Origin of the sequence: Pedobacter terrestris, assembly GCF_052343045.1 — a bacterium.
Taxonomy (GTDB): Bacteria; Bacteroidota; Bacteroidia; order Sphingobacteriales; family Sphingobacteriaceae; genus Pedobacter.
Map to the genome: position 1 here is coordinate 3,832,600 of NZ_CP180264.1, position 26,394 is coordinate 3,858,993.

Consider the following 26,394-nt stretch of genomic DNA (forward strand, 5'->3'; position numbering starts at 1 on the left):
TTGTCTGGTTATATTTAGAAGGTAATTTGCCTGCCCAGGTAGTAATCAATTACTTTGGCTCTAAACAGCAAATCGTATTTTGCCTGTATAAAATCTATTTCAGCTTTGTTTCTATTGGTTTGTGCGGTACTAAAATCAAGTGAATTCACTAAACCCACATTGTAGCGCTGCTCAATAACATAAAAAGCATCTTTTTGCGCTTGAAATGCATTCTGTGTAGATTCAAAACGACTTTGTGCGGCAACTAAATCTGCTACAGCCTGACTGATCACCTTATTTAAGCTATTTTTTGCGAGTTGCTCTTCGGTTTTTCGTTGCTGTAAATTAATTTTTGCAATACGAACGCTCGATCTTGTAGAAAATCCATTTAAAATTGGAATGGAAATACTCATACTTACAAATTTACCAAAGTTGTCTGCCAATTGATTAAAAAATGGACTATTGCTGCCAAAAACATTATTAAATTGATAGTAGTAAGCCGAGCCCAAACCTCCACCAATTGAAACTTTAGGAAAGTAATTGCCTTTTGCAACGTCTATGGCTTTCTCAGCTGCTTTAGTACTTAAACTTGCCACCTTTATATCTGGAAAAATACCGAGAGCTTGATTATAAATATCGTAAGCGCTATATTTTTTATCAATGTTTGCCAAATCGTTAACTAATGGGGGCTGAACTTTGAAATTCATCGGAGGTTGAAACTCCATTAATTGACCTAATGTTAGATAAGCGATGGTTAACGTATTTTGCGCGTCTGTTAAATTCAATTCTGACGTTGCTGCAGTTGATTTTGCCTGAGAGATATCTGCAAGTGTTTTATTTCCAACATCAAGCAAAGCTTGTTCTCTTTTTAATGTGGCATTAGATACCTCCAGTTGCTGGCGGGTAGCTTTAACCTGATCTTCCGCTGCTAAAACCTGTAGGTATGACGTAACGACCTGTAAAATCAGGTCATTTTTAACTTTTTCGACATTACTCTGGTCAACAGCAAGTAGAATTTTGTTTCTTTTAATTTGGTTAATTTTTTCACCGCCACCAAAAAGGGCAAGATTTGCACTAAGATTTGGCGATAAATTATAGTTTTGGGTATTTTGGAATAAACCAGACAATTGCTGGCTCCGTCCCCATTGCATGCTCTGGCTCACGCTACCACTTATCGTTGGCAACAGCGCATTTTTAGATTGCTTAAGATTTTCATCGGTTACCGCAGCATTAAACTGCGCCTGTTTAATCTGTAAATTATTGTTTAAAGTATTTTCTACAGCCTGTTGGATCGTGATCACTTCCTGAGCATTGACATTTTGACCCAGGCATAAGGCTAGCAGCAAAGCAGATCCAGTAAAAAATTTATTCGTGGTAAACATTTTCATATTTTGTTCAAATCTAGTATAAACGACTTCTAATTATTTCAATCTGTTTTGGCAATTGTTACCTTTGGGAACAATGTACCTGATCAAATCGCCCTTGCTGCTTAAATGGTATTATCCATCTTTATTATGGAATAAATCCCGTACCGAAAAAGTCATTTATCTGACCTTTGACGATGGACCTATACCCAATGTTACAGATTTTGTTTTAAAAACTTTAAAAGCTTTCAATGCACAGGCAACTTTTTTCTGCATAGGCGATAATATTCAAAAACATCCAGATGTTTTTGAAAGGGTGAAGAATAACGGTCATCGTATTGGAAACCACACCTTTAATCACCTAAAAGGATGGAAAACCGACAACGAGACTTATGTTCAAAACACGCTAAAATGCCAGGAGCTCACTTTATCCAATTTGTTCAGGCCTCCATACGGCAGAATAAAAAAGAGCCAGGCAAGCTTGCTTAAATCAACCATAAAATTCCCTTCTCCTGCTACTCAACTGGAGATCGTCATGTGGGACGTTTTAAGTGGTGATTTTGACACCAGCCTCGCTCCCGAAAAGTGTTACCAGAACGTAATCAGACACACGGAAAATGGCTCTATCATTGTCTTTCACGACAGTTTAAAAGCTTTTGACCGATTGCAATATGCCTTACCCCGCGTCCTGCAGTATTTTTCGGAAAAAGGTTTCTCTTTTTCTGCTTTGTAGCGATTAGCGATTGTTATGCCAATGTAGTCAACTGTTGTTATTCGCAAGAAAATGACCTAAAAGCCGTAGGTCATCCAGTTCATCCGTTCAAAACCGAACACTACTGTTCAATAATGAACGTTATCAAATACGCTGCTGATTTTTGCACGTACATATGTTTGCTGAATAAATTATCCATTATTTAATCGCAAGGTTCCTCAATACTTATCCCTCCTAAAAAAATTGGCTTTTTCGATACAGGTAAACCTCACCTACTTAAATCACGAGATATTCGCGCTAAAATTTCGATGGTTTGGATGACTATAAAATCATAGTGATTTTGCGTAGTTTAGAACTATTCCAAATTACTTAATCGCCTGCCCAAATTGCATTTGAGGGTTGTTTTTTGCTATTTTTGTTTCAACCAAAAAATTGAGCTTTGTTGGTTCAATGAACACAAATTAATATACAAAAAACAGTATTCTATGGTAACGGGCACGCACATAGTTTGTCGTATGCGAGTATAACCAAAGAATAACAAATCTAAGATGAGTATTTACAACGATTATATCCAGGAGATTGAAGAAAGGAAAACCCAAGGTCTTCATCCTAAACCTATTGATGGCGCAGACTTATTGAGTGAAATCATTACTCAAATCAAAAATCCAAATAATTTTAACAGAGAAGAGGCTATTAATTTTTTCATATACAACACTTTGCCCGGTACTACAGGCGCAGCTGGTGTAAAAGCGGAATTTTTAAAAGAAATCATCTCAGGCGAAACCATTGTTGCGGAAATCACACCTGATTTTGCTTTCGAATTGCTTTCCCATATGAAAGGTGGACCGTCTATTAAAGTATTGCTGGATATCGCTTTAGCTGATAATGGCGATAAAGCCAACAAAGCTGCAGATGTACTTAAAACACAAGTTTTCTTGTACGATGCCGATACAGATCGTTTAAAAGATGCGTACCACAATGGCAATGAAATTGCCAAACAAATATTGGAAAGCTACGCTAAGGCAGAGTTTTTCACAGAATTACCTGATGTTGCAGAAGAGATCAAAGTGGTTACTTTTATTGCGGGTATTGGTGATATTTCTACAGATTTACTTTCACCAGGCAACCAGGCACACTCGCGTTCAGATCGTGAATTGCATGGTAAATGTATGATCACTCCTGAAGCTCAGGAAGAAATCAGGGCGTTGCAAGCTCAACATCCTGATAAAAGTGTTATGCTTGTCGCCGAAAAAGGCACAATGGGTGTAGGTTCTTCACGTATGTCTGGTGTAAATAATGTTGCACTTTGGACAGGCAAACGCTCTAGTCCGTATGTTCCTTTTGTAAATATCGCACCTATTGTTGGCGGAACAAATGGCATCTCTCCAATTTTCTTGACTACGGTTGATGTGACTGGCGGAATTGGTGTCGATCTTAAAAACTGGGTAAAGAAAACAGATGAAAACGGCAACGTTATTCGTAATGAAAATAACGAACCAGTTTTAGAAGAAGTTTATTCTGTTCAAACAGGAACAGTGCTTACCATAAATACAAAAAGTAAAAAATTATATAATGGCGATCAGGAGCTGATTGATATTTCAAAAGCTCTGACACCTCAAAAAATGGAATTTATCAAAGCCGGCGGATCTTATGCAGTCGTTTTTGGTAAAAAAATGCAAACTTTTGCAGCAAAAACTTTAGGTATTGAAGCACCAACAGTATTTGCACCAGCAAAAGAAGTATCTATTGACGGACAAGGTTTAACTGCAGTAGAAAAAATATTTAACAGAAATGCTGTTGGTTTAACACAAGGAAAAGTTTTACATGCAGGTTCTGATGTTCGTGTTGAAGTTAACATTGTAGGTTCTCAGGATACTACTGGTTTAATGACAGCGCAGGAACTAGAGGCAATGGCGGCTACCGTAATTTCTCCCATTGTTGATGGCGCATATCAATCTGGTTGCCACACCGCATCTGTTTGGGATAAAAAAGCACAGGCAAACATCCCGAAATTGATGAAATTTATGAACGACTTTGGTGTGATCACAGCACGTGACCCCAAAGGCGAATACCATTCAATGACAGATGTTATTCATAAAGTACTGAATGACATCACGATTGATGAATGGGCAATCATCATCGGTGGCGATTCGCACACACGTATGTCTAAAGGTGTTGCATTCGGAGCTGATTCTGGTACTGTAGCTTTAGCACTTGCAACTGGCGAGGCTTCTATGCCAATTCCAGAATCCGTAAAAGTTACCTTCAAAGGCGAAATGAAAGCACACATGGATTTCCGTGATGTGGTTCATGCTACGCAATTGCAAATGTTGCAACAATTTGATGGCGAAAACGTATTTCAAGGCCGCATCATCGAAGTGCATATCGGCACTTTATTAGCAGATCAGGCATTTACTTTTACCGATTGGACTGCAGAAATGAAAGCAAAAGCTTCTATCTGTATTTCTCAAGACGATACGCTGATCAAATCTTTAGAAATTGCTAAAAATCGCATTCAAATTATGATAGACAAGGGTATGGATAACCATAACCAGGTTTTACAAGGATTGATCAATAAAGCAAACAAACGTATCGAAGAAGTTAAAACGGGTATTAAACCCGCTTTGATGCCAGATGACAATGCTAAATATTATGCGGAAGTAGTGATTGATTTGGATCTGATTGAAGAACCGATGATTGCCGATCCGGATGTAAACAATGCAGACGTTTCTAAACGATATACGCACGATACGATACGGGATTTAACGTATTACGGTGGGGATAAAAAAGTAGATCTTGGTTTTGTGGGTTCATGTATGGTACACAAAGATGACTTGAAAATCGTTTCTCAAATGCTGAAAAACGTAGAACAGAAAACCGGTACGGTATCTTTCAAGGCTCCATTGGTAGTTGCTGCACCTACCTATAACATTATTGACGAATTGAAAGCAGAAGGCGATTGGGAATATTTGCAAAAATACTCTGGTTTTGAATTTAGTGATGCACTTCCTAAAAGCACTGCCCGTACCGAGTATGAAAATATTATGTACCTGGAACGCCCAGGTTGCAATCTATGCATGGGTAACCAAGAGAAAGCAGCCAAAGGCGATACTGTAATGGCCACGTCTACACGTTTGTTCCAAGGTCGTGTGGTAGAAGATAGAGATGGCAAAAAAGGTGAGTCCTTATTGGCCTCTACACCAGTGGTAGTTCTTTCCGCAATTCTCGGTCGTATTCCAAATATAGAAGAGTACAAAGTAGCTGTAGAAGGCATTAACCTTACAAAGTTTACGCCTATATCTATGAAACAATAAGAAACAATTAGGCGCATAATTTGTTAACAATATTACCAGGCTATCTGATACATCAGGTAGCCTTTTTATTTATGCAAAAGCTGCATAGAATGGTTTTAAATAACATAATTTGACAAATCTCAAAAACAAGTATGTCAAAAATTGTTTAATTTAGTTAGTATCGTTTATTTACAATAAATAAAAAAAAATAGAGTATGGCTTTCGATATAGACATGATTAAAAAGGTTTATTCAAATTTTCCGGTACGCGTAGAAGCAGCCCGTAAAATTGTTGGCAGACCTTTAACATTATCAGAAAAAATATTATACGCTCACCTTTGGGATGGAGACCCTAAAAAAACCTTCTCTCGCGGAACAGATTATGTAGATTTTGCTCCAGACAGAGTGGCAATGCAAGATGCAACCGCACAAATGGCTTTATTGCAATTTATGCAAGCTGGCCGCCCTAAAGTGGCTGTGCCATCTACGGTACACTGCGATCACTTAATCACTGCCAAAGAAGGTGCTGCAATAGATCTTCCGCATGCGAAAACAGAAAGTGCCGAAGTTTTTGACTTCTTATCATCGGTTTCCAACAAATACGGAATCGGTTTCTGGAATCCAGGAGCGGGTATTATCCACCAAGTGGTTTTAGAAAACTATGCTTTTCCGGGCGGGATGATGATCGGAACCGATTCGCATACCGTAAATGCTGGTGGTTTGGGTATGGTTGCCATTGGTGTTGGTGGTGCAGATGCCTGCGATGTAATGGCCGGATTGCCTTGGGAACTCAAATTTCCTAAATTAATCGGAGTTAAGTTAACTGGAAAACTAAATGGCTGGACTGCAGCAAAAGACGTAATTCTTAAAGTTGCTGGTATTCTAACTGTAAAAGGTGGAACCGGTTCTATTGTTGAATATTTTGGCGATGGAGCTACATCAATGAGTTGTACAGGTAAAGGAACCATTTGCAATATGGGCGCAGAAATTGGTGCAACCACATCTACCTTCGGTTACGACGAAAGTATGGAACGCTATTTACGTGCCACAAACCGTAATGAAGTTGCAGATGAAGCCAACAAGATAAAAGAATATTTAACCGGGGATGCTGAGGTTTATGCAAATCCAGAGCAATATTTTGATCAGGTAATTGAAATTAACCTGGATGAGTTAGAACCTTATCTAAATGGTCCATTTACACCAGATTTAGCGACGCCAGTTTCTCAAATGAAAACTGAGGCAGAGAAAAATGGGTGGCCATTAAAAGTAGAATGGGGATTAATCGGTTCTTGTACAAACTCGTCATATGAAGATTTATCAAGAGCAGCATCCATTGCAAACCAGGCAATTGCAAAAGGTTTAAAAACCAACGCAGATTTCGGGATCAATCCAGGATCTGAACAGGTTCGGTATACGGCAAACCGTGACGGTTTCCTAAAGACCTTTGAAGACTTAAATGCCACAATCTTTACGAATGCCTGTGGGCCTTGTATTGGAATGTGGGATCGTGTAGGTGCAGAAAAAGCAGAAAAAAACACGATCGTTCACTCTTTTAACAGAAATTTTGCAAAACGTGCAGATGGCAATCCAAATACTTTTGCCTTTGTAGCTTCGCCAGAAATGGTTGCAGCAATTGCTATTTCTGGCAATCTTGCTTTTAATCCTTTGACCGATACTTTAACCAATGCAAATGGCGAAGAAGTTAAATTAGATCCACCAACAGGAGAAGAACTTCCAACAAAAGGATTTGCCGTAGAAGATGCTGGCTTTCAAGCTCCGGCAGAAGATGGCTCAAAAGTAGAAGTTTTGGTTTCTCCAACTTCTCACCGTTTACAATTATTAGATCCGTTTGCCCCTTGGGAAGGAACAGATTTAAAAGGTTTAAAACTTTTGATCAAAGCAAAAGGCAAATGTACAACCGATCATATTTCTATGGCGGGCCCGTGGTTGAAGTTCCGTGGTCACCTGGATAATATTTCCAATAACATGTTAATTGGTGCTGTAAACTATTTTAACGAGAAAACCGACAACGTTAAAAATGAATTAACAGGCGAATATGGCCCGGTTCCGGCAACACAACGCGATTACAAAGCGGCAGGAATTGGTTCTATTGTAGTTGGTGATGAAAATTACGGTGAAGGTTCTTCCCGCGAGCATGCTGCAATGGAACCTCGTCATTTGGGTGTTCGTGCGGTTTTAGTAAAATCGTTTGCCCGTATTCACGAAACGAATCTGAAAAAACAAGGTATGTTGGGATTGACCTTTGCAAACAAAGACGATTACGACAAAATTTTGGAAGATGACACCATCGATATTTTAGGTTTGACAGAATTTGCACCGGATAAACCATTAACATTGGTATTGCACCATGCAGATGGCACTGAAGAATCTTTCCCGGTAAACCACAGCTATAATGCACAACAAATTGATTGGTTCAAAGCTGGTGGCGCGTTAAACATTATCAGAGCTGAAGCTGCTGCAAAAGCAGAAAATTCTTAAAAAGAAGCAGAAATCGGCAATCCGAAATACAATAAATCCCGTTTTGATTATACTCAAAACGGGATTTTATTTTAAAGAATAAAATAACATCTATCTATTCAAAAATTCTTGCCACCAATAGCCAGAACTCTTTATTGTACGTTTCTGTGTTTTAAAATCATTATGAACTAAACCAAAACGGGCATTAAAACCTTCAGCCCATTCAAAATTATCCATTAATGTCCACGCCAAATAACCAGTAACGTTTATTCCATCTTGTTTAGCTTTAAGTAAAGCTTGCAAATAGAGCTGAAAGTATGCTATTCTTTCCGGATCCTCAACATTTTGCTCTACAAGTTTATCATGATAAGCTGCACCATTTTCAGTAATCATAATATTTTTTACCGATGGATACGATGCAAACTGTTTGATGATATTGTAAAAACTATCTGGATTAATCTCCCAGCCCATTGCTGTATGCGGTTTTCTTTTGCTTTTAGCCTTTACTTCCCAAACCTGAAGAATTGGAATAAAAGGATTGTATTTAACCGTAATCGGAAAATAATTCTGCAAGCCGATATAATCAAAATCAAATTTCATGCGTTCATTCTGGCGCCAGGTGCCGTATTCCATTTGAAATTTGTCGAGCAAATCCCAATCACCTGTCGGGAATCCCATTCCAAGTGCAGGTTCAACAAAAAAACGGTTCACCAATGTGTCTACCCTTTTGGCAACCATAACATCATTATCGCTCTGCGTAAAAGGCAATATTTCTGAACAGGAATACGTTGTGCCAATATGTGCACGATTCACTTCAGCACGGATAATTTTGCCGCCTTCAGCCTGTGCAATTGCGGTATGTAAGGCTGCAGAAAAGAAATTTCCGGTGCCGGTGCGGCCTGGCGCATGAACGCCAAGCATGTAACCAAGTGAAGTATAGCCGAAGGGCTCGTTTAAGATAATCCAGTTTTTTACCTTATCGCCATATTCTAGCGCGCAGATGCTTACAAAAGTATTAAAGGCAGCATTGATGCCAAAACTCGTCCATCCGCCTTCGTCTTCCAGCGCTTGTGGCAAATCCCAATGGTAAAGCGTAACGTAAGGTATAATATCATTTTCGAGGCACTCATCAATTACATTGTGGTAAAAACGAATCCCTTCTTGATTAATTTCGCCAGTTCCTGTGGGCAAAATACGTGTCCACGCAATAGAAAAACGGAACACCTTAAAACCTAAAATTTTGACCAATGCGATATCTTCCGCATAACGATGGTAAAAATCGCAAGCAACTTGCGGTTTATGGCCTTTTTTGATCTTTCCACTTCTGGCCGAGAAGGTATCCCAAATGGATGGACCTTTCCCATACTGATCGGCTGTACCTTCTACCTGAGCGGCGGCAACCGCTACTCCCCATAAAAAATCTGGTCCGAAATCGCTTGCTTTAATCATAGTTAACTTGCATGCATTTAAGATGCAAGTTTAATATTAACAAATCATTAATTGTCTTAATTATCGTAAAAACAGAGATTTTTAATAGTTTTATAGCATGCGCTCATTCTTAATCTCTTTTGTTTTAGCTGCCTTTTTCTATTCTGGCACAGCTAAGGCTGCCGCTCCCTTAAACGATGAACTTCAAAACGCCACAACTATAACCAATATTTCCGCTTTTTGCAGCGCAGATGCCGCATTTAATAACCTTGAAGCAACGTCCAGTAGTATAACAATACCCAGGCAATGGCCTTCGATTGGGAAAGATGTTTGGTTTAAATTTACCGCAACTAAATACGATGTAAATATTTCTGTGGCCGGTTTGGTAAATGCATCAACCACAAATACATTAATTAACCCGTTAGTAGCTTTATATTCCTTTGAAACTACAAACAACACACTCGGAGAAATGGTTGGCACCAGTTTCAGATCAAATAATGTGACATCTTTATACAAAGGTGCACTTGTTATTGGCCAGGTATATTTAATCTGAGTGAGTGCTGCAAATGATGCGACGGGTACTTTCAAAGTCTGTGTAGATAATTATTTTCCGCCGATACGCGCTGGCCAAGATTGCTCTACAGCATCAATTTTATGCTCAAAAGAAACCTTCACACAATCTAATGTGACGGGAACCGGACTGAACAATCAGGAATCTGCCGGCACTTGCCTCTGAACAGAATCAAACTCGGCCTGGTATAAATTTACCGCATCCAAATCCAGAGATTTTACATTTACCATCACACCCGCGGTGACCACAAATGATATTGACTGGATTTTCTACGATTTGGGCATAAATGGCGATTGCAATATGATAAATGCGACGAATGCCATTAGATGTGCTGCCGATAGCGGTGTAACCTGTTCTCCCTCCTATTACAAAACCGGTTTAAGCCTCACGGAAACCGAATTGACAGAATCTTCTGGCTGTCCTTTTGGTCAAAATGGTTTTGTTAAATATGTAGATTTAATTGAAGGCCACATATATGCGTTATTGATCGATAATTTCTCTAGCGGCAATAACGCTTTCACAATAGAATTTGGCGGAAGTGCGGAATTTGCAGGTCCGAGCGCTGAAATTCTGGTCGAAAAGCTAAATCCTTGCACAGATGCTCAGGCTTATATATTTAAAACCGAAGCAAAAAATTATGCAGATCTGAAATGGAGTTTTGGCGAAAATGCCAGTTTAAGTTCGGCTACAACAGAAGGCCCGTTCACCGTTACATACAGCTCGCCCGGAGAAAAAGTGATAGTTTTAGAAGCTACCGCATCTAACGGCTGTAAAGTAATTACAACACAAACGTTTATGGTTGGAAATACGCCGGCTAAACCAAATATTTCTGCTTCAGAAAGTAATCTTTGCCAAGGCGATGTTTTTCTTTTGGAAACACCACCGTTAGACTATGCCACTTACCATTGGACGGGGCCAAATGGTTTCAGTTCTAATGAGCGAAACCCATCATTTTCTATTACAGGAAATGAAAATATTGGCGTGTATAGTTTATTTGTGCAGGTTGGCACATGTGTAAGTGAAATAAATACCTTCGAAGTGCTTTCTGTTGATTTAAAACCGAATGCCAGTTTTTCGATCGTTGTAAACAACAAATGCGAAAGCAACCAAAGCTTTTCTTTTGAAAATGCATCTACCAACTATTCTAAAATTAGCTGGGATTTTGGCCCAACGGTAGCAAGCCATTCCAACCTTGCTAATGACGGTCAACTTATCTCTTTTAATAACCCTGGATTAAAAACCATCACCTTAACAGTAGAAAGCAAAAATGGCTGTACATCTACAATGACGCAAAATTTGCTGGTTGAAGTGAAAGCCGATCAGCCAACCATACAAATTAACCAACCCTTATTTTGCCTTAAAGATGTGATTAAAATGTCTGTACCAGAATTGGCCGGAGTGACTTATGCCTGGACCGGACCTAACAATTTTACGGCAACAACCAGCAGCGTAGAAATACCAGTTCTCAGCCAAACTCAGGCTGGCTTGTATACAGTAATTTTAACTTCGGGAAGTTGCGTAACAGATCCGGCTACAATTACCATTCAGCCAATGCGAAGATACCCGTAGCCAGTTTTAAAACCGATCCTTCATTTAACATGAAATTTGCTGTGCCCGCGCCAATAAATTTCATCAACTCTTCTGCCAATGCAGACTTTTATGAATGGGATTTTGGCGACGGACAAACATCATCAGAAATTCATCCCAGACATATTTACACACAAAATGGAATTTTTAAAATAAAACTCACCGCCTTTTCCAATAACGGCTGCTTTAATTCTGTTGTAATTGGCGATCTGTTAATTAAAGATGACGCTGCCGTATTTACCTTAAATGCATTTTCGCCAAACGGAGACGGTGTAAACGATGAACTTGTTGTGGGGATTACCAATTTGAAGAAATACCGCATTTCTATTTACAACAGATATGGAACGGAACTCTTTGCCAGCAATGACATTTACCAAAACTGGAAAGGAACACATAAAAATACCGATGTCCATGTTGGTGTTTATTATTACGTAATAAACGCGGTAAACCTAGATAACGAAGCAATAAAATATAGCGGTTCTATAACCTTAATCAGATAAAAATTAATCTAGTTTGAGGCCAATTTGCTCAAGCAGAATGGCCGCATTAAATGTGGCACAAGGACCGTGTTTCAGTTTATAATCAAATTTCATTTCGCGGTCAATCAGTTGAATATCGAAATGAAAATTACGGAGTGTATCTGCATATTTTTCTTTTAAATCTGCCAGTTGAAGATCATGTGTGGCAAAAAGTGCCGGCGTGCGCTCGGCAATTAATTTCTCTACAAATACTTTTGATCCGAGATATTTGTCTCGACTGTTTGTACCGCGGAGCATTTCATCAATTAAAACAAAAGTCGTTTTATCCCGAACAACCAAATCCAGAATCATTTTTAAGCGATTCAATTCTGCTTTAAATGTTGATGTACTTTCGTTTAAAGAATCTTTAATCCGCATGTAAGTTACTAAAGCAAAAACCGAAGTTTTCATCTGTTTAGCACAAACCGGCGCTCCCGCGTACGCCAATGCCAGATTTATGCCTAAAGTTCTTAAAAAGGTACTTTTGCCGGCCATATTAGAACCGGTAACAATATCAACCGTTGGTGCATCGGCAAGAACATAATCATTATTTATCCGTAAATGTTCAGGAATTAGAGGATGGCCAATCTCTGCAGTTTCTAGTGTGAAATTATCTTCGATCGTTGGAAAATTCCAATCGGGTTGGTTGTAAGACAAAGTTGCGAAAGAGATCAACTCTTCAAAATCGCCAAGATGATCCAGAGCAGCACTTACATTTTTAGACGCAGTAGAATACCATTTATCCAGGTTTATACTGCACCGAAAATCCCAAAGCAATAGAGCATTTAGTAAGCCACCAACTAAAAAATTCAAGCGAGCATCGAAATTCTGGATAATTTTGGTCAGGTTACGAATCTCTGTACTTACCGGCCTTTCCGAATCAAAAAATGATTTGATGTAGGCCGCTTTCCATTCCTGGTTTTCTGTCCAGTGAATGGCAGAAGCATAATTATTCAATAAATTCGAGTTTCCACCAAAACCGTAAAAAACCTTACTTACATCTGCCGCACGGAAAACAGTCAACCCGATATTTACAATGGCCAGAAAAGTCAGAACTTGCCATAGTATACCGCCCATTGCAATTGCAGCAACAATTAAAAGCAACGAAACGTAAGGCATAATTGCAACATAAATCCGAAGAAACCGATTTCGGGTAAATTCAAGGCATGCACCAAGTTGGCTACCCAATTGTGTTTTTATGGCATCAATTTTTGAATTGTCTGTGCCTTGCAAATACGCCCTAAAAGCGAAAGTTTCCTGTATTTTCTCTCTAATTTCTACAATTGCAGACTGGCGAAGTAAAATGGTCTCTTTTTTAGATTTTACGGATAACCTTTGTGCCAGCAAATCATCTCCATTTTTTGTAGTACTTCTGTTAATTAAGTTGAATAGCGAAGATTTGCCAAAGATATCCAAATCAGAACTGTATGGATGCCATTCCAGCTCATGATCTTCTCCATTATTGTACCCGTTCTCTTTTCCCTGTAAAACATTAAGTTCGTTTTTAAAAACCCAAAGCAATTTTTCTTGGAAAGACACAACTTCATCAAGCTTACTTTGTTTGCGTACAATAAAAATAAACACCAACACAGGACACAAAAGCGCAAGTTCAATAAAACTGCGCCAGACATTGTCTGCAGAGCTTACCAGGAGTACAAAAAACAAGATTTCTAAACCAAACATACCAATCCTGGCAAAAGACAATTTATCTATCTCACGTTTTGTTAACCGAATGGTATCGCCAGCTTGAGCAATTTTTTTTTTATAATCTGCTATGATTTCCGCCTGAGAATTTAACATGATGGGCAATATATTACGGTAAATGAATTAATGTTAGAAATAGATAAGCCGTTTTTTGTACATTTTATCTAAGTTTGAACTGAAAAAAAGCTAAGATAGGGAAATAATACATGAAGATTACTTTAATCGCCATTGGGAAAACTGAAGATAAATACTTGATTGAAGGTATTGATAAGTATATCAACCGACTAAAGCACTATATCAATTTTACTTTCCTGGCTTTAGCTGATGTAAAAAATGTAAAGAACCTGAGCGAAGCGCAACAAAAAACAAAAGAAGCAGAACTACTGCATAAACAAATTAACAATGGCGATGTTGTTATTCTATTGGATGAGAAAGGTAAAAAATATACTTCGGTAGCTTTTTCCAACTATCTGAATAAACAAATGATTGGTAGTGTACAACACTTAATTTTCATTATTGGTGGCCCTTATGGATTTGACGAGACGATTTACAAGCGTGCAAATGGTTTAATTTCTTTGTCTGATATGACTTTCTCTCACCAAATGATCAGACTTTTTTTTGTTGAGCAGTTGTATCGTGGTTTCAGTATTCTAAAAGGAGAACCTTATCACCACGCGTAAGCAAAAATAAAATATGGAATTAACGCTTTGCTATCATCCTTAAATTAAAAGACAATTATGTTATTAGATAAATATAAAAGAGAATACAAATACAAAAGCCGCCAGGGCGGAAGCGATAAATATCTGTGGATTGGAATAGTTGTGGCACTGATTATTGGTGGCCTGATTTGGTATTTCGGATAATAACCGGCAAAAAAAACACCGGTTTAAGCCGGTGTTTTCTACTAAAAAAAAACGTTTAGACGCCTTTTTTACTGGTCATATTTGCTTTTTTAGCCGGAGCCGAAGTTTTGGTAGTGGCTTTAGCATTTGCAGGTTTAGCTGCAGCTTTAGCTTTCTTTTCTACTTTTTCTTCAATTTTTCCTTCTGTTTCTGCAGTTTCTACAGCCGGAGCTTCTTCTGTAAACAAAGGCAAATCTTTAATAATGTTGTACCAGGTAATGATTTTTTTCATATCAGAACCATAAACTTTATCTACATCATGGCCAGGTGCAACTTCAAAGAAAAACTCACGTAAAGCATTTCCGTCCGCTTTTGGATCAGGAGTACTTCCTTTTTCAGATATCTTGGTAAAAATATCAATCAGTTTAATTTCATCGTCTTCGCCATAAACCGTAATATCTTCTAAAGATGCCAACTTGGTGTTGGTCATATTGGCTACAACTTTAGCTTTTTGATCGTCAAGGCTTTCTAAAATATAGCCAACCTTATTCTGTCCAACAAGTTTAAATAAACCAGGGCGACCAGAAACAGCAACAATTCCTCTTAAATTCATATCAAGTGTGGTTTGCGGTACGCGTTTGGTGTTTAGCATTAAAAATGCAATCTGCCAAACGCATAACGTTTTTATTAATCTTCTAAAACTTCAATGTTCACAATTTTATCGCCTTGACGGATATCGTCAACAAGATCAACATTCTCGATAACTTTACCGAAACAAGTATGATGGCGATCTAAATGTGCTGTATTGGCTCTGCTGTGGCAGATGAAAAATTGTGATCCGCCAGTATTGCGGCCTGCATGAGCCATAGACAATACGCCACGATCGTGAAATTGGTTTTCACCATCCAATTCGCAGTCGATTTTATACCCTGGGCCACCTGTACCTGCCAAATGTGCTTTAGCCGGATCTTTAGAGTTTGGACAACCGCCCTGAACCATAAAATTAGGAATTACGCGGTGAAAAGTCACACCATCATAAAAGCCTTCTTTAGCTAATTTTTTAAAGTTTGCAACTGCTTTTGGTGCATCATTATCGTAGAACTCTACGGTCATATCACCTTTTTCGGTCTTTATTATTGCTTTACTCATTTTAATCGTATTAACTGTTTACAAATTGTACCAAACGCATAATGCTATTTTTGGTAGAGGGCAAAAATAGCAATTTTACAGAACTTATAACACCATTAATTTTTCTAAACAGGATAAATGAGTATTTTAGTCCTTTAAGCCCAAAGATGTATACAAAGAGATATTACCTTCTGATTATCATGCTCCTGCTCAATCTGGTTTCCAGAGCATCTTCCATTCTTATATATATGGATGAAGATCAGAAAAATCATCTCAAGGCATACGGAATTGCATACTGGACTATCGCCAAACAAGTAGAGGTAGACTGGTTACTTAATTACCGGGGCGGAAGCTTTCTGGTGAAATACAATAAAGCTGTTGAAGACGAGTGTAAAATACGCGGCGTATCTTATGAAGTTGTAGCGGATGGAAAAGTAGTTAATCTACTGAATGAAATCAGTGATCCGGCAGTAAATATGGAAATGGTGAAATTAGAAAAAACACCAAAAATTGCGGTGTATTCGCCTAAAAGTAAATTACCCTGGGATGATGCTGTGACTTTGGTCTTAACTTATGCCGAAATTCCGTACGATGTAATTTACGATGATGATATTGTACAAGACAAACTGAGTAAGTACGATTGGCTGCACCTGCACCATGAAGATTTCACGGGTCAATATGGCCGTTTTTGGTCGGCATTTAGGTTTGCAACCTGGTACCAGGAAGATGTTAAAAACCAGGAAGCATTGGCAAAACGTTTGGGTTTTAAAAAAGTATCTGAAATGAAACTTGCCGTTGCCAAACACATCAAAGAGTATTGCGCTGGCGGAGGTTTCCTTTTTGCCATGTGCTCTGGAACAGACAGTTTTGATATTGCCCTCGCTGCCGATGGCGTTGATATTTGCGCACAAATGTTTGATGGCGATCCTGCTGATCCGAATGCACAATCTAAACTCGATTTTAATAAAACCCTCGCCTTTCAGAATTTTAAACTGGACAACAATCCTATGAACTACGAATTTTCAGATATTGATGCAACCCAAACCAGAACACTAAATCAAAGCAACGATTATTTCACTCTTTTCGATTTTTCTGCCAAATGGGATTTGGTGCCAACTATGCTTACTCAAAACCACGATAAAGTAATTAAGGGTTTTATGGGGCAAACAACTGCTTTTAAGAAAAGTCTGGTTAAAACCAGTGTTACCGTTTTGGGCGAAAATAAAGGTGCCGCAGAAGTCAGATATTTACATGGTGAGATAGGCAAAGGTCAGTTTACTTTTTATGGAGGTCATGACCCGGAAGATTATCAACATGCAGTTGGCGATCCGCCGACCGATCTTAATTTACATCCAAACTCTGCAGGTTATAGATTAATTTTAAATAATGTATTGTTTCCGGCGGCCAAAAAGAAACCACAGAAAACCTAGTTTTTGCAACCTTTTCTTAAAATATCCAGAAAATTCCACTTATCTATACAACTTGGCATGTTAAAAATCTTAACATTCCTAACAAGAGTTAACACTAAAATTAACTCCTAATCAACTTGTATATCAACACCTTACAAGCATAAACTGTAACACAAATAATACTTTGGCACAGCTTTTGGAAATGAGCTTGATAATTAACACAGGGTTAACCTGATTAAAAACAAGATTTCTACTAAAAGAAGAATATTATGAAAAAGTTACTATTTGGTGTAAGCGCATTATTATTAACAACTGGTGCATTTGCACAAAACACAATGTCTGGTTCCAGTACTAGATTCGGACTTAAAGCCGGTGTAAACCTGTCGAGCTACAGCGGTAGCGGTTTTTACGATCAAGATTACAAAAGCAATGTAGGATTTAATGTTACAGCGTTTGGCGATTTTGGTGTGGGCAATAATTTCTTTATCCAACCAGGTGTGTCTTTGCAAAATAAAGGTGCCAAACTGGAAAGTGTAACCACAGTTGGCTCAACAACTACAACTGGCACAATGAAACAAAATGTTATGGCCATCGAAGTTCCGGTAAATGCTGTTTTAAGAATACCAACTGGTGATGCCGGAGCGGTTCAAATTAGTGCAGGGCCATATATTGGCTTCAATATTTCGGGTAAAAACAAATACGAAGGTACATTTACTACTCCAGGAACTACAGCAACATCTACAGGAGAAGAAGACTTAAATTTTGGTAGTTCAAATACAGATGATTTATCAAGTACAGACTTCGGCGCAAATTTCGGCTTAGCTTATCGCACAAACTCAGGTTTCTTAGTAGGCGCAAATTATGGTTTAGGATTGTCTAACCTTGCACCGAAAGATTCAAGAGGAAGCAACGATAAATTGAAAAACAGAATCTGGGGATTCTCGGTTGGTTATTCATTTTAATCCGCGAATTACTGATACTAAAAAGGCTATCGTTTCAAAACGATAGCCTTTTTAGTATCAAAATATAATCTCTTCGAAGATTAATCGTAAAAGTTCCAGGTTACGCCAAATTTCAGTAAAGCATCTTGCATTGGGTAACGGTTAACTGTATAATATCCATTTGAAAGCCAGCCCTGATTGATGTAGTCATATTTAATAAATAGGTTTGCCCGCTTAAGGTTTGCTTTTAGGAAAACGTCCACAATTGGTTTGGAATCGAATACTTCATTGCTGCCAATGTAAAACTGACCTAATGCAGGCGAATAAGAATAATTTGCATATTTTGAATTGTAGCGTACATCAAATCCCAAATTCATTTTCAGCACTTTGGCTAATGTCATATCTATCGATACGCTATTAAAAGTATATACTTCTGGCGTTCGCAATACGGCATTATTATTGTTTTTTTGATAGGCGATGTAATTTTCGACAATAAACCTACCCAAACGCCATTTTTTGGAAACATCAAGCCTAATCAAACTAATATCTGAACTTTCTTGGACAGGCGCTATATTTTCTATTCCATCACCAGCCAGATACAGATAATTGCTGGTTAAAAAGTATTTGGCACCTGCCTGCAAATTAAGCTTGTCATTAATATAATCAAATGATAAATTGGCGACTTTGGTATTGTTTAGTCCCGACAAACTCCATGAGTAGTGATTTCCGTTGTAGTAATTGTACAACTGCTGAGGTGATTTATTTTGCAAATATGCACCCAACGCTATGCGGCCAATTGTTTTAGACAATAAAATGTTACTTTTTGCCTCATAAAGAAAATCGCCGGCATTTCTACCCTGAAAAATCTGCTGAACATCAAGATTAAAATCAATATTACTTGAAAAGCGATAACCCAGATTCCCAAGCAAAGTTACATTTTGAAAGTTAAGCTTAGAATCTTCGTATAAACTGCCGTTTGAACGGGTTCCAAGCGTCTGATAGGTGTATAGCTCATGCCTGATTCCAGCATCGAGTTTCAATTCGTTTTTAATTACCGAAGAGTTTTTTGCTCTCAGGAAAAAGCTATACAAAAATTCATTTTTAAGGCGTGTTACCGTTGTGGAATCATTTGTGTAAGTAAAATCTTGTAAACCATCACCTTTAACAAGTGCCCGCGCAATTGCCGTACTATCGTCTGCGGCATTTTTTGTAAAATTATATCCGCTTTTATTATACGCTAAAATATAACTGATTTTATTGGTGGGCAAAACCGCACTTCCGTCCTTTGAAGAGGAATCAATACGTCCAACATAGTAGGTTTGCTTTAAAAACAAGCTGCTTTTTCTGTACAAAGTACGGGCATTTGATAGTCTGATGGCCTCTGCATCTCTGGTAATTTTATCGTAATTCGGATAGTAAATACTGTCTGCTCGGATAGATCCATTTTCGTAAGCGCGCATGGTATTCCAAATGGCAGAAGCCCACATATTGTACCGTTTACTTGGCGATTGATACCAGGAAAACAACGCAACATTCAAGTTGTCACCTCTTTGGCGCGAATAAAAGCCTTTAGAATCTGCACGGTTAAAATTCAATCCTACATTCCAGTTTTTCTTAATATTCTGAGAATGTATTGCTCTGAAAATCTGCTCTTTCTGTCCGGCGCTTACAAAATACAAACTCGTAAAAGGTGATCTGGCCTGATAATAAATAATATCTTCCGGGGTCAATGCGTAATAATCCAGTACATGATAACCTTCGTCAAAACCAATGCTTTTAGAGGGCTCGTAAAGTAAAGATTTGGCTGCTAGCCCCATATTTCCCAGTCCAAGTGTTGGATGTTTTGGTTCCAAAATCGGGCTATAATGCTGAATATTGGTTGTAGAAGTATCCAACGGAAGCAATACAATACTGTCTTTACTTAATGCGAGTTTGGTAAATTTGATGTATTTGGCGCTATAAATAATCGTATCCTGCGCGCCTTCTTCCCGCTTGCGTAAAGAATCCAGTTCTTTATTTGTGCCTACCGAAGTCTTCAGATCTTGTGCGAAAGCAGAATTTAAAGCAAAACCGCAAATGAAGAGCAAACAGGTTAAAACAATTCTACGCATTTTACAATTCAGAAATTAAGCGTGTCAGAATTTCAGTCATTTTTGGTTCCGCTTTTGCAGCAGCTTCTAAAATTTCATCGAGGTTAAAAGGTTGTAAATCTTCCGGGAAACCTTCATCCGTAAGTACAGAAATGGCAAATACCGGCAAACCGGCGTGGTTGGCTACAATAACTTCCGGAACGGTACTCATACCCACCGCATCAGCACCAATTAAGCGCAGGTATTTGTATTCTGCCTTGGTTTCCAGATTTGGACCAGAAACCGCAACATAAACACCTTTATGGCATTTAATATCTACCGTTTTTGCAATCTCCAATCCTTTCTTAATGATAGAGCGTTTATACGGTTCGCTCATATCCGGAAAACGCGGACCTAAAGAACTTTCAATTAAACCGCGTAATGGATTATCAGGCTGAAGATTGATGTGATCTTCAATAATCATCAAATCGCCTTTTTTAAAATCTGGATTTAATGAACCCGCAGCATTAGATACAATTAGGTTTTCTATGCCTAAACCTTTCATTACCCGAATCGGGAAAGTGATTTGTTGCATACTATACCCTTCATAATAATGCAAACGGCCTTGCATGGCAACAATATTTTTTCCGTTTAACGTTCCAAAAATCAATTTCCCACTGTGAAATTCAAGTGTAGAAATCGGGAAGTTGGGAATGTTGGAGTACATCAATTGATATGAAATTTCAATCTCTTTAACTAAACCGCCTAAACCCGTTCCCAAAACAATTCCGATTTCGGGTTTAAAGTTTTCAGTTTTGCGTTTTATATATTCAACGGTTTCTTCTATTGCTCTTAACATAGTTTAAAATAAGTGCATCAAAGGTAACTTTATCTTCTTCAAATAAATCAACCTCGATGGGTAAATAATATATGGGTAAATTTACCAGTAAATCTTCAAATCCGGTAGCCTTTAAACGCTTGCTGTCCTTTTCTGTTGTGATGATAATTTTATCTTTTTTTAAGCCCGCATTAAAGTTGGAAACAAAACGCTCTATATCTGATCTTTTAAAAGCATAATGATCCGGGAATTCTTCATGTTTAATGGTTTTAGAGTATTTACCCAATTCTTCAATTAAAGGTTGTGGATTTGCAATTCCTGTAAGCAAGAAAATTTCGTACGCTTTAACGCTATCCAACTCAATCAAATGATTGTCATACACATGAATCAAATTTCCGTATTTGAGATAAGTATGTAATACTTTTTGATTTTGATTGGCCTGCAGTTCATTGATCGAAGCTTGCTGAGCCACGTGCAAAAGTGGAACAGGCGATTTCGTCACCATTAGTACATCAGCTCTTTTACGCGAGCTGAATAAATCACGTAAATTCCCGGCCGGAAGCAAAAACTGTAAGGTACCTAGTTTTCTAAATTCAAAAAGCAAAATATTGAACCCTGCGCGTACGGCACGGTGCTGGAAAGCATCGTCAAGAATGATCACATCGTGATTTTGTTTAAGTTGCTCAATCCCTTTTACCCGATCCTCACAAACGGCAACTGTAACCTGTTGAAATTTCTGATAATACTGTAAAGGCTCATCGCCAATGCTTTCTGCAGTTGATTGTACATCGGCAAGAATAAATCCTTTCGTTTTACGCCCATAACCGCGACTCAAAATTGCAACTTTATAATCAGCCAGCAGCCTAACCAAATATTCTGTTGTAGGTGTTTTACCAGATCCGCCAACGGCGAGGTTGCCTACACAAATAACAGGCAAATCAAATTTAACTGATGGCAAAATGCGCCAATCGTATAATTTATTGCGAAGCGTAATGGCCAATGCGTAGATGAGCGTAAAAGGGAGCAGTAAAAGACGTAGATAGTTTAGTAGCATACCAGTTTTCAAAAATACAGATTATTTAAAAAAGAATGACATCGCACCCCGCGATACCCTATAAAGCAACCAAATCACCAACAAATGGTTTTTATGAATTGGTGCAGAATGGTTTTTAAAACTTGTACCGAATTTGGATGTTTATGCGCAAACAAAAGCCACTTTTTAGAGTTTATTACACATTCTATCCCAACAAATTAATTTTAAAAATTTAGTTATAAGATGTCCATCTTAATTATCTGTTACTACGCAATCGCTGCATTGGCTGTTCTTTCGGTAGGTATTCCATTGATCAGATTTGATTCCTGGATTTTTAGAATCTTCGATTACCCTCGCCTGCAAAAACTGGCTATTCTGATTTTTTGTATGATTTGCTTTTTATTTATCAATCATCCGGCACCGCAATACAGCAATATTCTTTTTATTCTAATGGCTGTGGGTGTGTTCTATCTTGCATTCTTAATCTGGCCTTATACCTTGTTTGGGCAGAAAATGATTAAAAAAGATCAGCTATTACCTAATGAAAAAGCACTAAATATTTTGGTGAGTAATGTATACCAGGAAAACCGAAAATATGAAGATCTGATTGCTTTGATTCAATCTTCGCAACCCGATATTATTTTTTTATTGGAAACCGATAAAAAATGGATGGATGCCATACAAGTTGCAACAAAGCAGTATCCATTTAAAATCGAGGTCCCTCTAAACAATACATACGGTTTACTATTTTATTCTAAACTGCACGTCGTTAAACAAGAAGTCAACTATTTAATCGATTTGGAAATTCCGTCAATTATTGCGGATGTTGCTTACAACGATCAAATAATTCGTTTATATGGCATACACCCAACACCACCCGTTCCGCAGGAAAATCCTGAAAGTACCGAGCGCGATGCAGAAATTTTAATGGTTGGTAGAATGGCAAAAACGTACAATAAACCTTGCATCGTTTTTGGAGATTTGAATGATGTAGCTTGGTCCAGAACAACAAAACTTTTCTTAAAGTCAAGCGGATTATTGGATGCCCGCCGCGGCCGCGGGATGTTTAATACTTTCCATGCCAAATACTGGTTCTTACGCTGGCCATTGGATCACTTTTTTATAAGTGCACATTTCAGGTTGATTGACATGAAAGTAGAAAAGCATATTTCTTCCGATCATTTTCCCATTAGTATTTCGCTTGTATTGAGAAACCAGGATAAATCTCAGGCTTTCGATATTTCCGCCGATGAAAAAGAGAAAGTTAATGAAAAGATAACAGAAGGAATTAAAGAAGGAGACGCCAAAACACAAAACGCATAAATAAACAATACGCCCATTAAACACGTTAAAAATAAAAAGGTGCCACAAAATGCGACACCTGTCAGGATGTGGAGCTTTTCTATGTATATAGGGGACTGCTAATTTTATTCCTGGCCGGGCACATGTATTTTTGGCGGCATAAGTTTATACACTACCGGTGTAACAATTCTGGACAATAAAGTAGAACTGATTAAGCCACCAATCATTACAATTGCCAGTGGCGATATAAGTGGATTACTGGAAAGTGCAATAGGTAATAATCCGCCAATTGCGGTAAAAGTGGTTAAGATAATGGGTAAAAACCGTACTTCTCCGGCTTCTTCAATTGCCGCATTCAAAGCCTTTCCTTCTGCGCGCAACTGGTTGGTAAAATCAACCAGAAGAATCGTATTTTTTACTTCTATACCGGCTAATGCAACAATCCCGATTGTTGCAACAAAAGACAGAGAATTTCCGGTAACTAACAAAGCCAGAACTGCACCAACAATTCCCAAAGGAATAACAGAGAGCACAATTAATGTACTTTTAAATGTTTTAAACTCCAGAACCAACACGGCAATAAACATAAATAAGGTGACCAGAAGTATGCTGCCAAAACCTCCGAAAGATTGGTTTCTACTTTCAATCTCTCCGCCCATTTCAAAACTGTAACCTTCTGGCAGTTTCAATTTCTTCATCTGGTTTTCAACATCCTGAATAACTTTATCGTTTAAAAATCCTTTTTGAACAAATGAATTAACTGAAATTGTTCTGGTCTTGTTGTGGTGATTGATGCTGAGCGGAGAAGTTTCTAAACGTAATGAAGCCAGCTGCAATAAAGGAATTGCCGCACCTTGATTATTATTCACATACAGATTATCAAAAATAGACAGATCGGGATAAGACGGTCTGTTTGTGGTGAGCAAAATATCATAATCATCGCCTGTAGATTTTGGATTGATAAACTTTCCAACTTCCAAACCGGCAACTGCCATGCGAACAGTTCTGTCAATATTTACTGTAGCCACGCCAAGCGCCTGTGCTTTATCTTTATCAATATCTACTTTAATGTCTGATTTAAGGTTTTTCAAAGGATTGTTCACATAAATTGTTCCTTTGGTTTTCAACAGCATATTTTCTACATGAGCAGCTAAACTGCGCAAAGAATCCAAATTATCGCCAAGTAAACGGACCTCTACCGGCGAAATGATGGGCTGCCCTTGTTCAAAATCTTTTACTTCTACTTTTGCTCCGGGATACGGTGTCCATTTGCGGCGCAGCATTTCGATAATTTCAATTTTGCGGTCCGATCGGATTTCTGGTTTCAGCAGTACAAACAATTCAGAAAAATCACTCCGTTCATTTTGTTGAAGCACATTGTAATAAATCCTCGGATTTCCTTTGCCTACATTAGAAGCAAAATATTTTACTTCCGGAATTTTCTTTAGTTCTTTCTCAATTTCGCGCGTAACCGAATCTGTATAGTTCAAATTTGATTGTAAAGGTGTAGAAATATTGATCAGAAACTGAGGTTTTTCTGAAGCTGGAAATAAACTGAAACCAATTACAGGAATCAGCATTACAGAACCTGCAAAAATCAGAACGGCTATAACAATGGTTAATATTGGCTTTGCAAGAGCTTTATCCAATAGTTTCGCATATGAACCATGAATAATTTTTTGAAGTGTACGCAAAAAGATATTTCCTTGTTCATGCTGGTGTGGTTTCAGGATTTTGCTCGATAAAAATGGAACAACCGTTAAAGCAACCAACATTGATGCAATTACAGAACAAATTACGGCAACTGGCAAACTGCGGATAAATTCTCCGGAAGCTTCTGGTAAAAACATTAAAGGCATAAAAGCGATGACCAAAGTTGCGGTACAACCGATAACTGCCATACCAATTTGCGTAGTCGCTTTTAAAGTTGCATCTAAGCGGCTGTGGCCGTCACGCATCCATCGTTCTATGTTTTCTACAACAACAATGCTATCATCTACAAGTAAACCTAGCGATACCACTAAACCCACAATACTCAACTGGTTTAAGCTAAAGCCAAGTGCATTGATGAGAATAATTCCAATACCCAATGAAAGTGGAATACTAACCATGACCACCAATGATGCGCGCGTACCTAATGGTAAAAGTGTAAATACTACCAATAAAATCGCGATGAGAAAATCCGTTCCGAGTCCGCCTAAACGGCTATTTACATTTTCAGCCTGATCAAACATTAACTGCTGGTCAATATTAGCCGGAAGCGTTGTTTTAAAACGATCAATTACCGGCAAATACGCTTCTTGTGCCTGTGTTATATTGCCGCCACTTTTTTGTGCAGCCACTACAAAAACGCATCTAAATCCGTTTAAACGCGTAATATCCTTATCTTGTGCATAATCAAAATATACCTTCGCAATATCTTTTAAGCTGGTATTTTTTCCGTTTGCGGTATAAACGACTGTATTCTTTATTTCATCAATATCCTGATAATTTCCACTGGTTTTGATATTGAATGATTTGGTGCCCACATTTACGCTTCCACCAGGAATGTTGGCTACTTCACTTTGAATTGCATTGGCAATAAAAGTTAAAGGAATGTGCAACTGTGCAATTTTTTCCAGATCTACATCTACTCTAACCTGTTGATCTGGCAAACCAACAATATTTACATTTTTTAAATATGGAATTTTCTCTAAGGCAGTTTGCAAATCTTCTGCTTTTTGTTTCAGCTTATCTCTGGATGCATTTTCAGAAATCAATGCAATTTGCAACACATTCACATCAGAAGGAGAAACCTTCTGAACTTCCATACTATAAATTTCCTGAGGTAAAGTGGCACGTGCGCTGTTTACTTCGCGCACCAATTCCTGGTATTTATCATCTACATCAGAACTGTATTTATATTCTACAATGAGTACAGCTAAACCATCGCGAATGGTTGTTTTGATGGATTTGATATTGTCTAAACCATAGATGTTTTTTTCCAAAGGTTTTACCACCAGATCTTCCATATCTTTCGGACTTGCGCCAGGATAAATAACTACGACAGGAAAGTTGGGTGCATTCATATCCGGATCTTCCGATCGTGGCATATTGAAAATTGTAGTAATGCCCAGCGCCAGAACCATTAGTACCATAATTAAGGTAAACTGATAATTTTTTACGGCATATTCTGATATTTTCATGCTTTCTGAATTTT

Annotated in this window: 21 protein-coding genes; 12 read left to right on the plus strand and 9 right to left on the minus strand. The window is 38.1% G+C overall.

Features of this window, described 5'->3' with window-relative positions; all coding sequences use genetic code 11:
• Window positions 1-14 precede the first annotated feature (14 nt).
• Window positions 15-1,367, minus strand: coding sequence for a TolC family protein (locus tag ACJVDH_RS16235; protein ID WP_443944454.1), 1,353 nt, complete (start codon window positions 1,365-1,367; stop codon window positions 15-17).
• Window positions 1,368-1,440: 73 nt separating this feature from the next.
• Between ACJVDH_RS16235 and ACJVDH_RS16240 the strand changes: the two genes are divergently transcribed.
• From ACJVDH_RS16240 to ACJVDH_RS16250, 3 genes are all read left to right on the plus strand, one after another.
• Window positions 1,441-2,076, plus strand: a complete 636-nt coding sequence (locus tag ACJVDH_RS16240; protein WP_443944455.1) for a polysaccharide deacetylase family protein — start codon at window positions 1,441-1,443, stop codon at window positions 2,074-2,076.
• Between the two features lie 527 nt (window positions 2,077-2,603).
• On the plus strand, window positions 2,604-5,369 hold the full coding sequence (locus ACJVDH_RS16245; RefSeq protein WP_443944456.1) for a bifunctional aconitate hydratase 2/2-methylisocitrate dehydratase: 2,766 nt from the start codon (window positions 2,604-2,606) through the stop codon (window positions 5,367-5,369).
• A gap of 194 nt (window positions 5,370-5,563) precedes the next feature.
• A complete protein-coding gene (locus tag ACJVDH_RS16250) occupies window positions 5,564-7,846 on the plus strand; it encodes an aconitate hydratase (protein WP_443944457.1) in 2,283 nt (760 codons plus the stop codon).
• A gap of 90 nt (window positions 7,847-7,936) precedes the next feature.
• Here the strand turns inward: ACJVDH_RS16250 and ACJVDH_RS16255 are convergent, their stop codons facing one another.
• A complete protein-coding gene (locus tag ACJVDH_RS16255; protein WP_443944458.1) occupies window positions 7,937-9,274 on the minus strand; it encodes a GH1 family beta-glucosidase in 1,338 nt (445 codons plus the stop codon).
• Window positions 9,275-9,371: 97 nt separating this feature from the next.
• Between ACJVDH_RS16255 and ACJVDH_RS16260 the strand changes: the two genes are divergently transcribed.
• The 4 genes from ACJVDH_RS16260 (at window position 9,372) to ACJVDH_RS16275 (ending at window position 11,911) form a co-directional block, all read left to right on the plus strand.
• Window positions 9,372-9,806, plus strand: a complete 435-nt coding sequence (locus ACJVDH_RS16260; RefSeq protein WP_443944459.1) for a hypothetical protein — start codon at window positions 9,372-9,374, stop codon at window positions 9,804-9,806.
• The gene (locus ACJVDH_RS16265; RefSeq protein ID WP_443944460.1) at window positions 9,807-9,989 is read left to right on the plus strand and encodes a hypothetical protein; all 183 of its coding nucleotides are present in this window, start codon (window positions 9,807-9,809) and stop codon (window positions 9,987-9,989) included.
• Between the two features lie 75 nt (window positions 9,990-10,064).
• Window positions 10,065-11,393 carry an immunoglobulin domain-containing protein gene (locus tag ACJVDH_RS16270; protein WP_443944461.1) on the plus strand — a complete coding sequence of 443 codons (1,329 nt, stop codon included), beginning with the start codon at window positions 10,065-10,067 and terminating at the stop codon, window positions 11,391-11,393.
• Window positions 11,339-11,911 (plus strand): gliding motility-associated C-terminal domain-containing protein, encoded by a 573-nt coding sequence (locus ACJVDH_RS16275; RefSeq protein ID WP_443944462.1) that lies wholly within the window; start codon window positions 11,339-11,341, stop codon window positions 11,909-11,911. The genes ACJVDH_RS16270 and ACJVDH_RS16275 overlap by 55 nt, the downstream gene beginning before the upstream one ends.
• 3 nt (window positions 11,912-11,914) lie before the next feature.
• Here the strand turns inward: ACJVDH_RS16275 and ACJVDH_RS16280 are convergent, their stop codons facing one another.
• Window positions 11,915-13,729, minus strand: coding sequence for a MutS-related protein (locus ACJVDH_RS16280; protein WP_443944463.1), 1,815 nt, complete (start codon window positions 13,727-13,729; stop codon window positions 11,915-11,917).
• Window positions 13,730-13,839: 110 nt separating this feature from the next.
• On the opposite strand from ACJVDH_RS16280, the gene rlmH reads away from it, so the two are divergent.
• A complete protein-coding gene (rlmH, locus tag ACJVDH_RS16285) occupies window positions 13,840-14,313 on the plus strand; it encodes a 23S rRNA (pseudouridine(1915)-N(3))-methyltransferase RlmH (protein WP_443944464.1) in 474 nt (157 codons plus the stop codon).
• A gap of 57 nt (window positions 14,314-14,370) precedes the next feature.
• A complete protein-coding gene (locus tag ACJVDH_RS16290; RefSeq protein ID WP_443944465.1) occupies window positions 14,371-14,496 on the plus strand; it encodes a hypothetical protein in 126 nt (41 codons plus the stop codon).
• A 55-nt stretch (window positions 14,497-14,551) separates the two neighbouring features.
• On the opposite strand, the gene ACJVDH_RS16295 is transcribed toward ACJVDH_RS16290, so the two are convergent.
• Both ACJVDH_RS16295 and ACJVDH_RS16300 read right to left on the minus strand, forming a co-directional pair.
• Window positions 14,552-15,127, minus strand: a complete 576-nt coding sequence (locus ACJVDH_RS16295) for a DUF5606 family protein (RefSeq protein ID WP_443944466.1) — start codon at window positions 15,125-15,127, stop codon at window positions 14,552-14,554.
• Window positions 15,128-15,162: 35 nt separating this feature from the next.
• Complete coding sequence (locus ACJVDH_RS16300; protein WP_443944467.1) at window positions 15,163-15,624, minus strand: peptidylprolyl isomerase; 462 nt, start codon at window positions 15,622-15,624, stop codon at window positions 15,163-15,165.
• Window positions 15,625-15,851: 227 nt separating this feature from the next.
• Here ACJVDH_RS16300 and ACJVDH_RS16305 point away from each other — a divergent pair, with 227 nt between their 5' ends.
• A complete protein-coding gene (locus ACJVDH_RS16305; protein WP_443947631.1) occupies window positions 15,852-17,033 on the plus strand; it encodes an asparagine synthetase B in 1,182 nt (393 codons plus the stop codon).
• 248 nt (window positions 17,034-17,281) lie between these two features.
• Window positions 17,282-17,974 (plus strand): porin family protein, encoded by a 693-nt coding sequence (locus ACJVDH_RS16310; RefSeq protein ID WP_443944468.1) that lies wholly within the window; start codon window positions 17,282-17,284, stop codon window positions 17,972-17,974.
• 80 nt (window positions 17,975-18,054) lie between these two features.
• Here ACJVDH_RS16310 and ACJVDH_RS16315 read toward each other — a convergent pair whose 3' ends face one another.
• Genes ACJVDH_RS16315 through lpxK form a run of 3 tightly spaced genes read right to left on the minus strand, consistent with a single transcriptional unit; the run spans window position 18,055 to window position 21,914 of the window.
• Window positions 18,055-20,064: a putative porin gene (locus tag ACJVDH_RS16315; protein WP_443944469.1), complete on the minus strand. Its 2,010-nt coding sequence runs from the start codon at window positions 20,062-20,064 to the stop codon at window positions 18,055-18,057.
• 1 nt (window position 20,065) lies between these two features.
• Window positions 20,066-20,881, minus strand: a complete 816-nt coding sequence (locus ACJVDH_RS16320; RefSeq protein WP_443944470.1) for a purine-nucleoside phosphorylase — start codon at window positions 20,879-20,881, stop codon at window positions 20,066-20,068.
• Window positions 20,853-21,914, minus strand: coding sequence for a tetraacyldisaccharide 4'-kinase (gene lpxK, locus ACJVDH_RS16325; protein ID WP_443944471.1), 1,062 nt, complete (start codon window positions 21,912-21,914; stop codon window positions 20,853-20,855). The genes ACJVDH_RS16320 and lpxK overlap by 29 nt, the downstream gene beginning before the upstream one ends.
• Window positions 21,915-22,136: 222 nt before the next feature.
• Here lpxK and ACJVDH_RS16330 point away from each other — a divergent pair, with 222 nt between their 5' ends.
• Entirely contained in the window at window positions 22,137-23,216 is a 1,080-nt protein-coding gene (locus tag ACJVDH_RS16330) for an endonuclease/exonuclease/phosphatase family protein (RefSeq protein WP_443944472.1), read from the plus strand.
• Window positions 23,217-23,320: 104 nt separating this feature from the next.
• Here the strand turns inward: ACJVDH_RS16330 and ACJVDH_RS16335 are convergent, their stop codons facing one another.
• Window positions 23,321-26,380: an efflux RND transporter permease subunit gene (locus tag ACJVDH_RS16335; RefSeq protein ID WP_443944473.1), complete on the minus strand. Its 3,060-nt coding sequence runs from the start codon at window positions 26,378-26,380 to the stop codon at window positions 23,321-23,323.
• Between the last annotated feature and the right edge of the window lie 14 nt (window positions 26,381-26,394).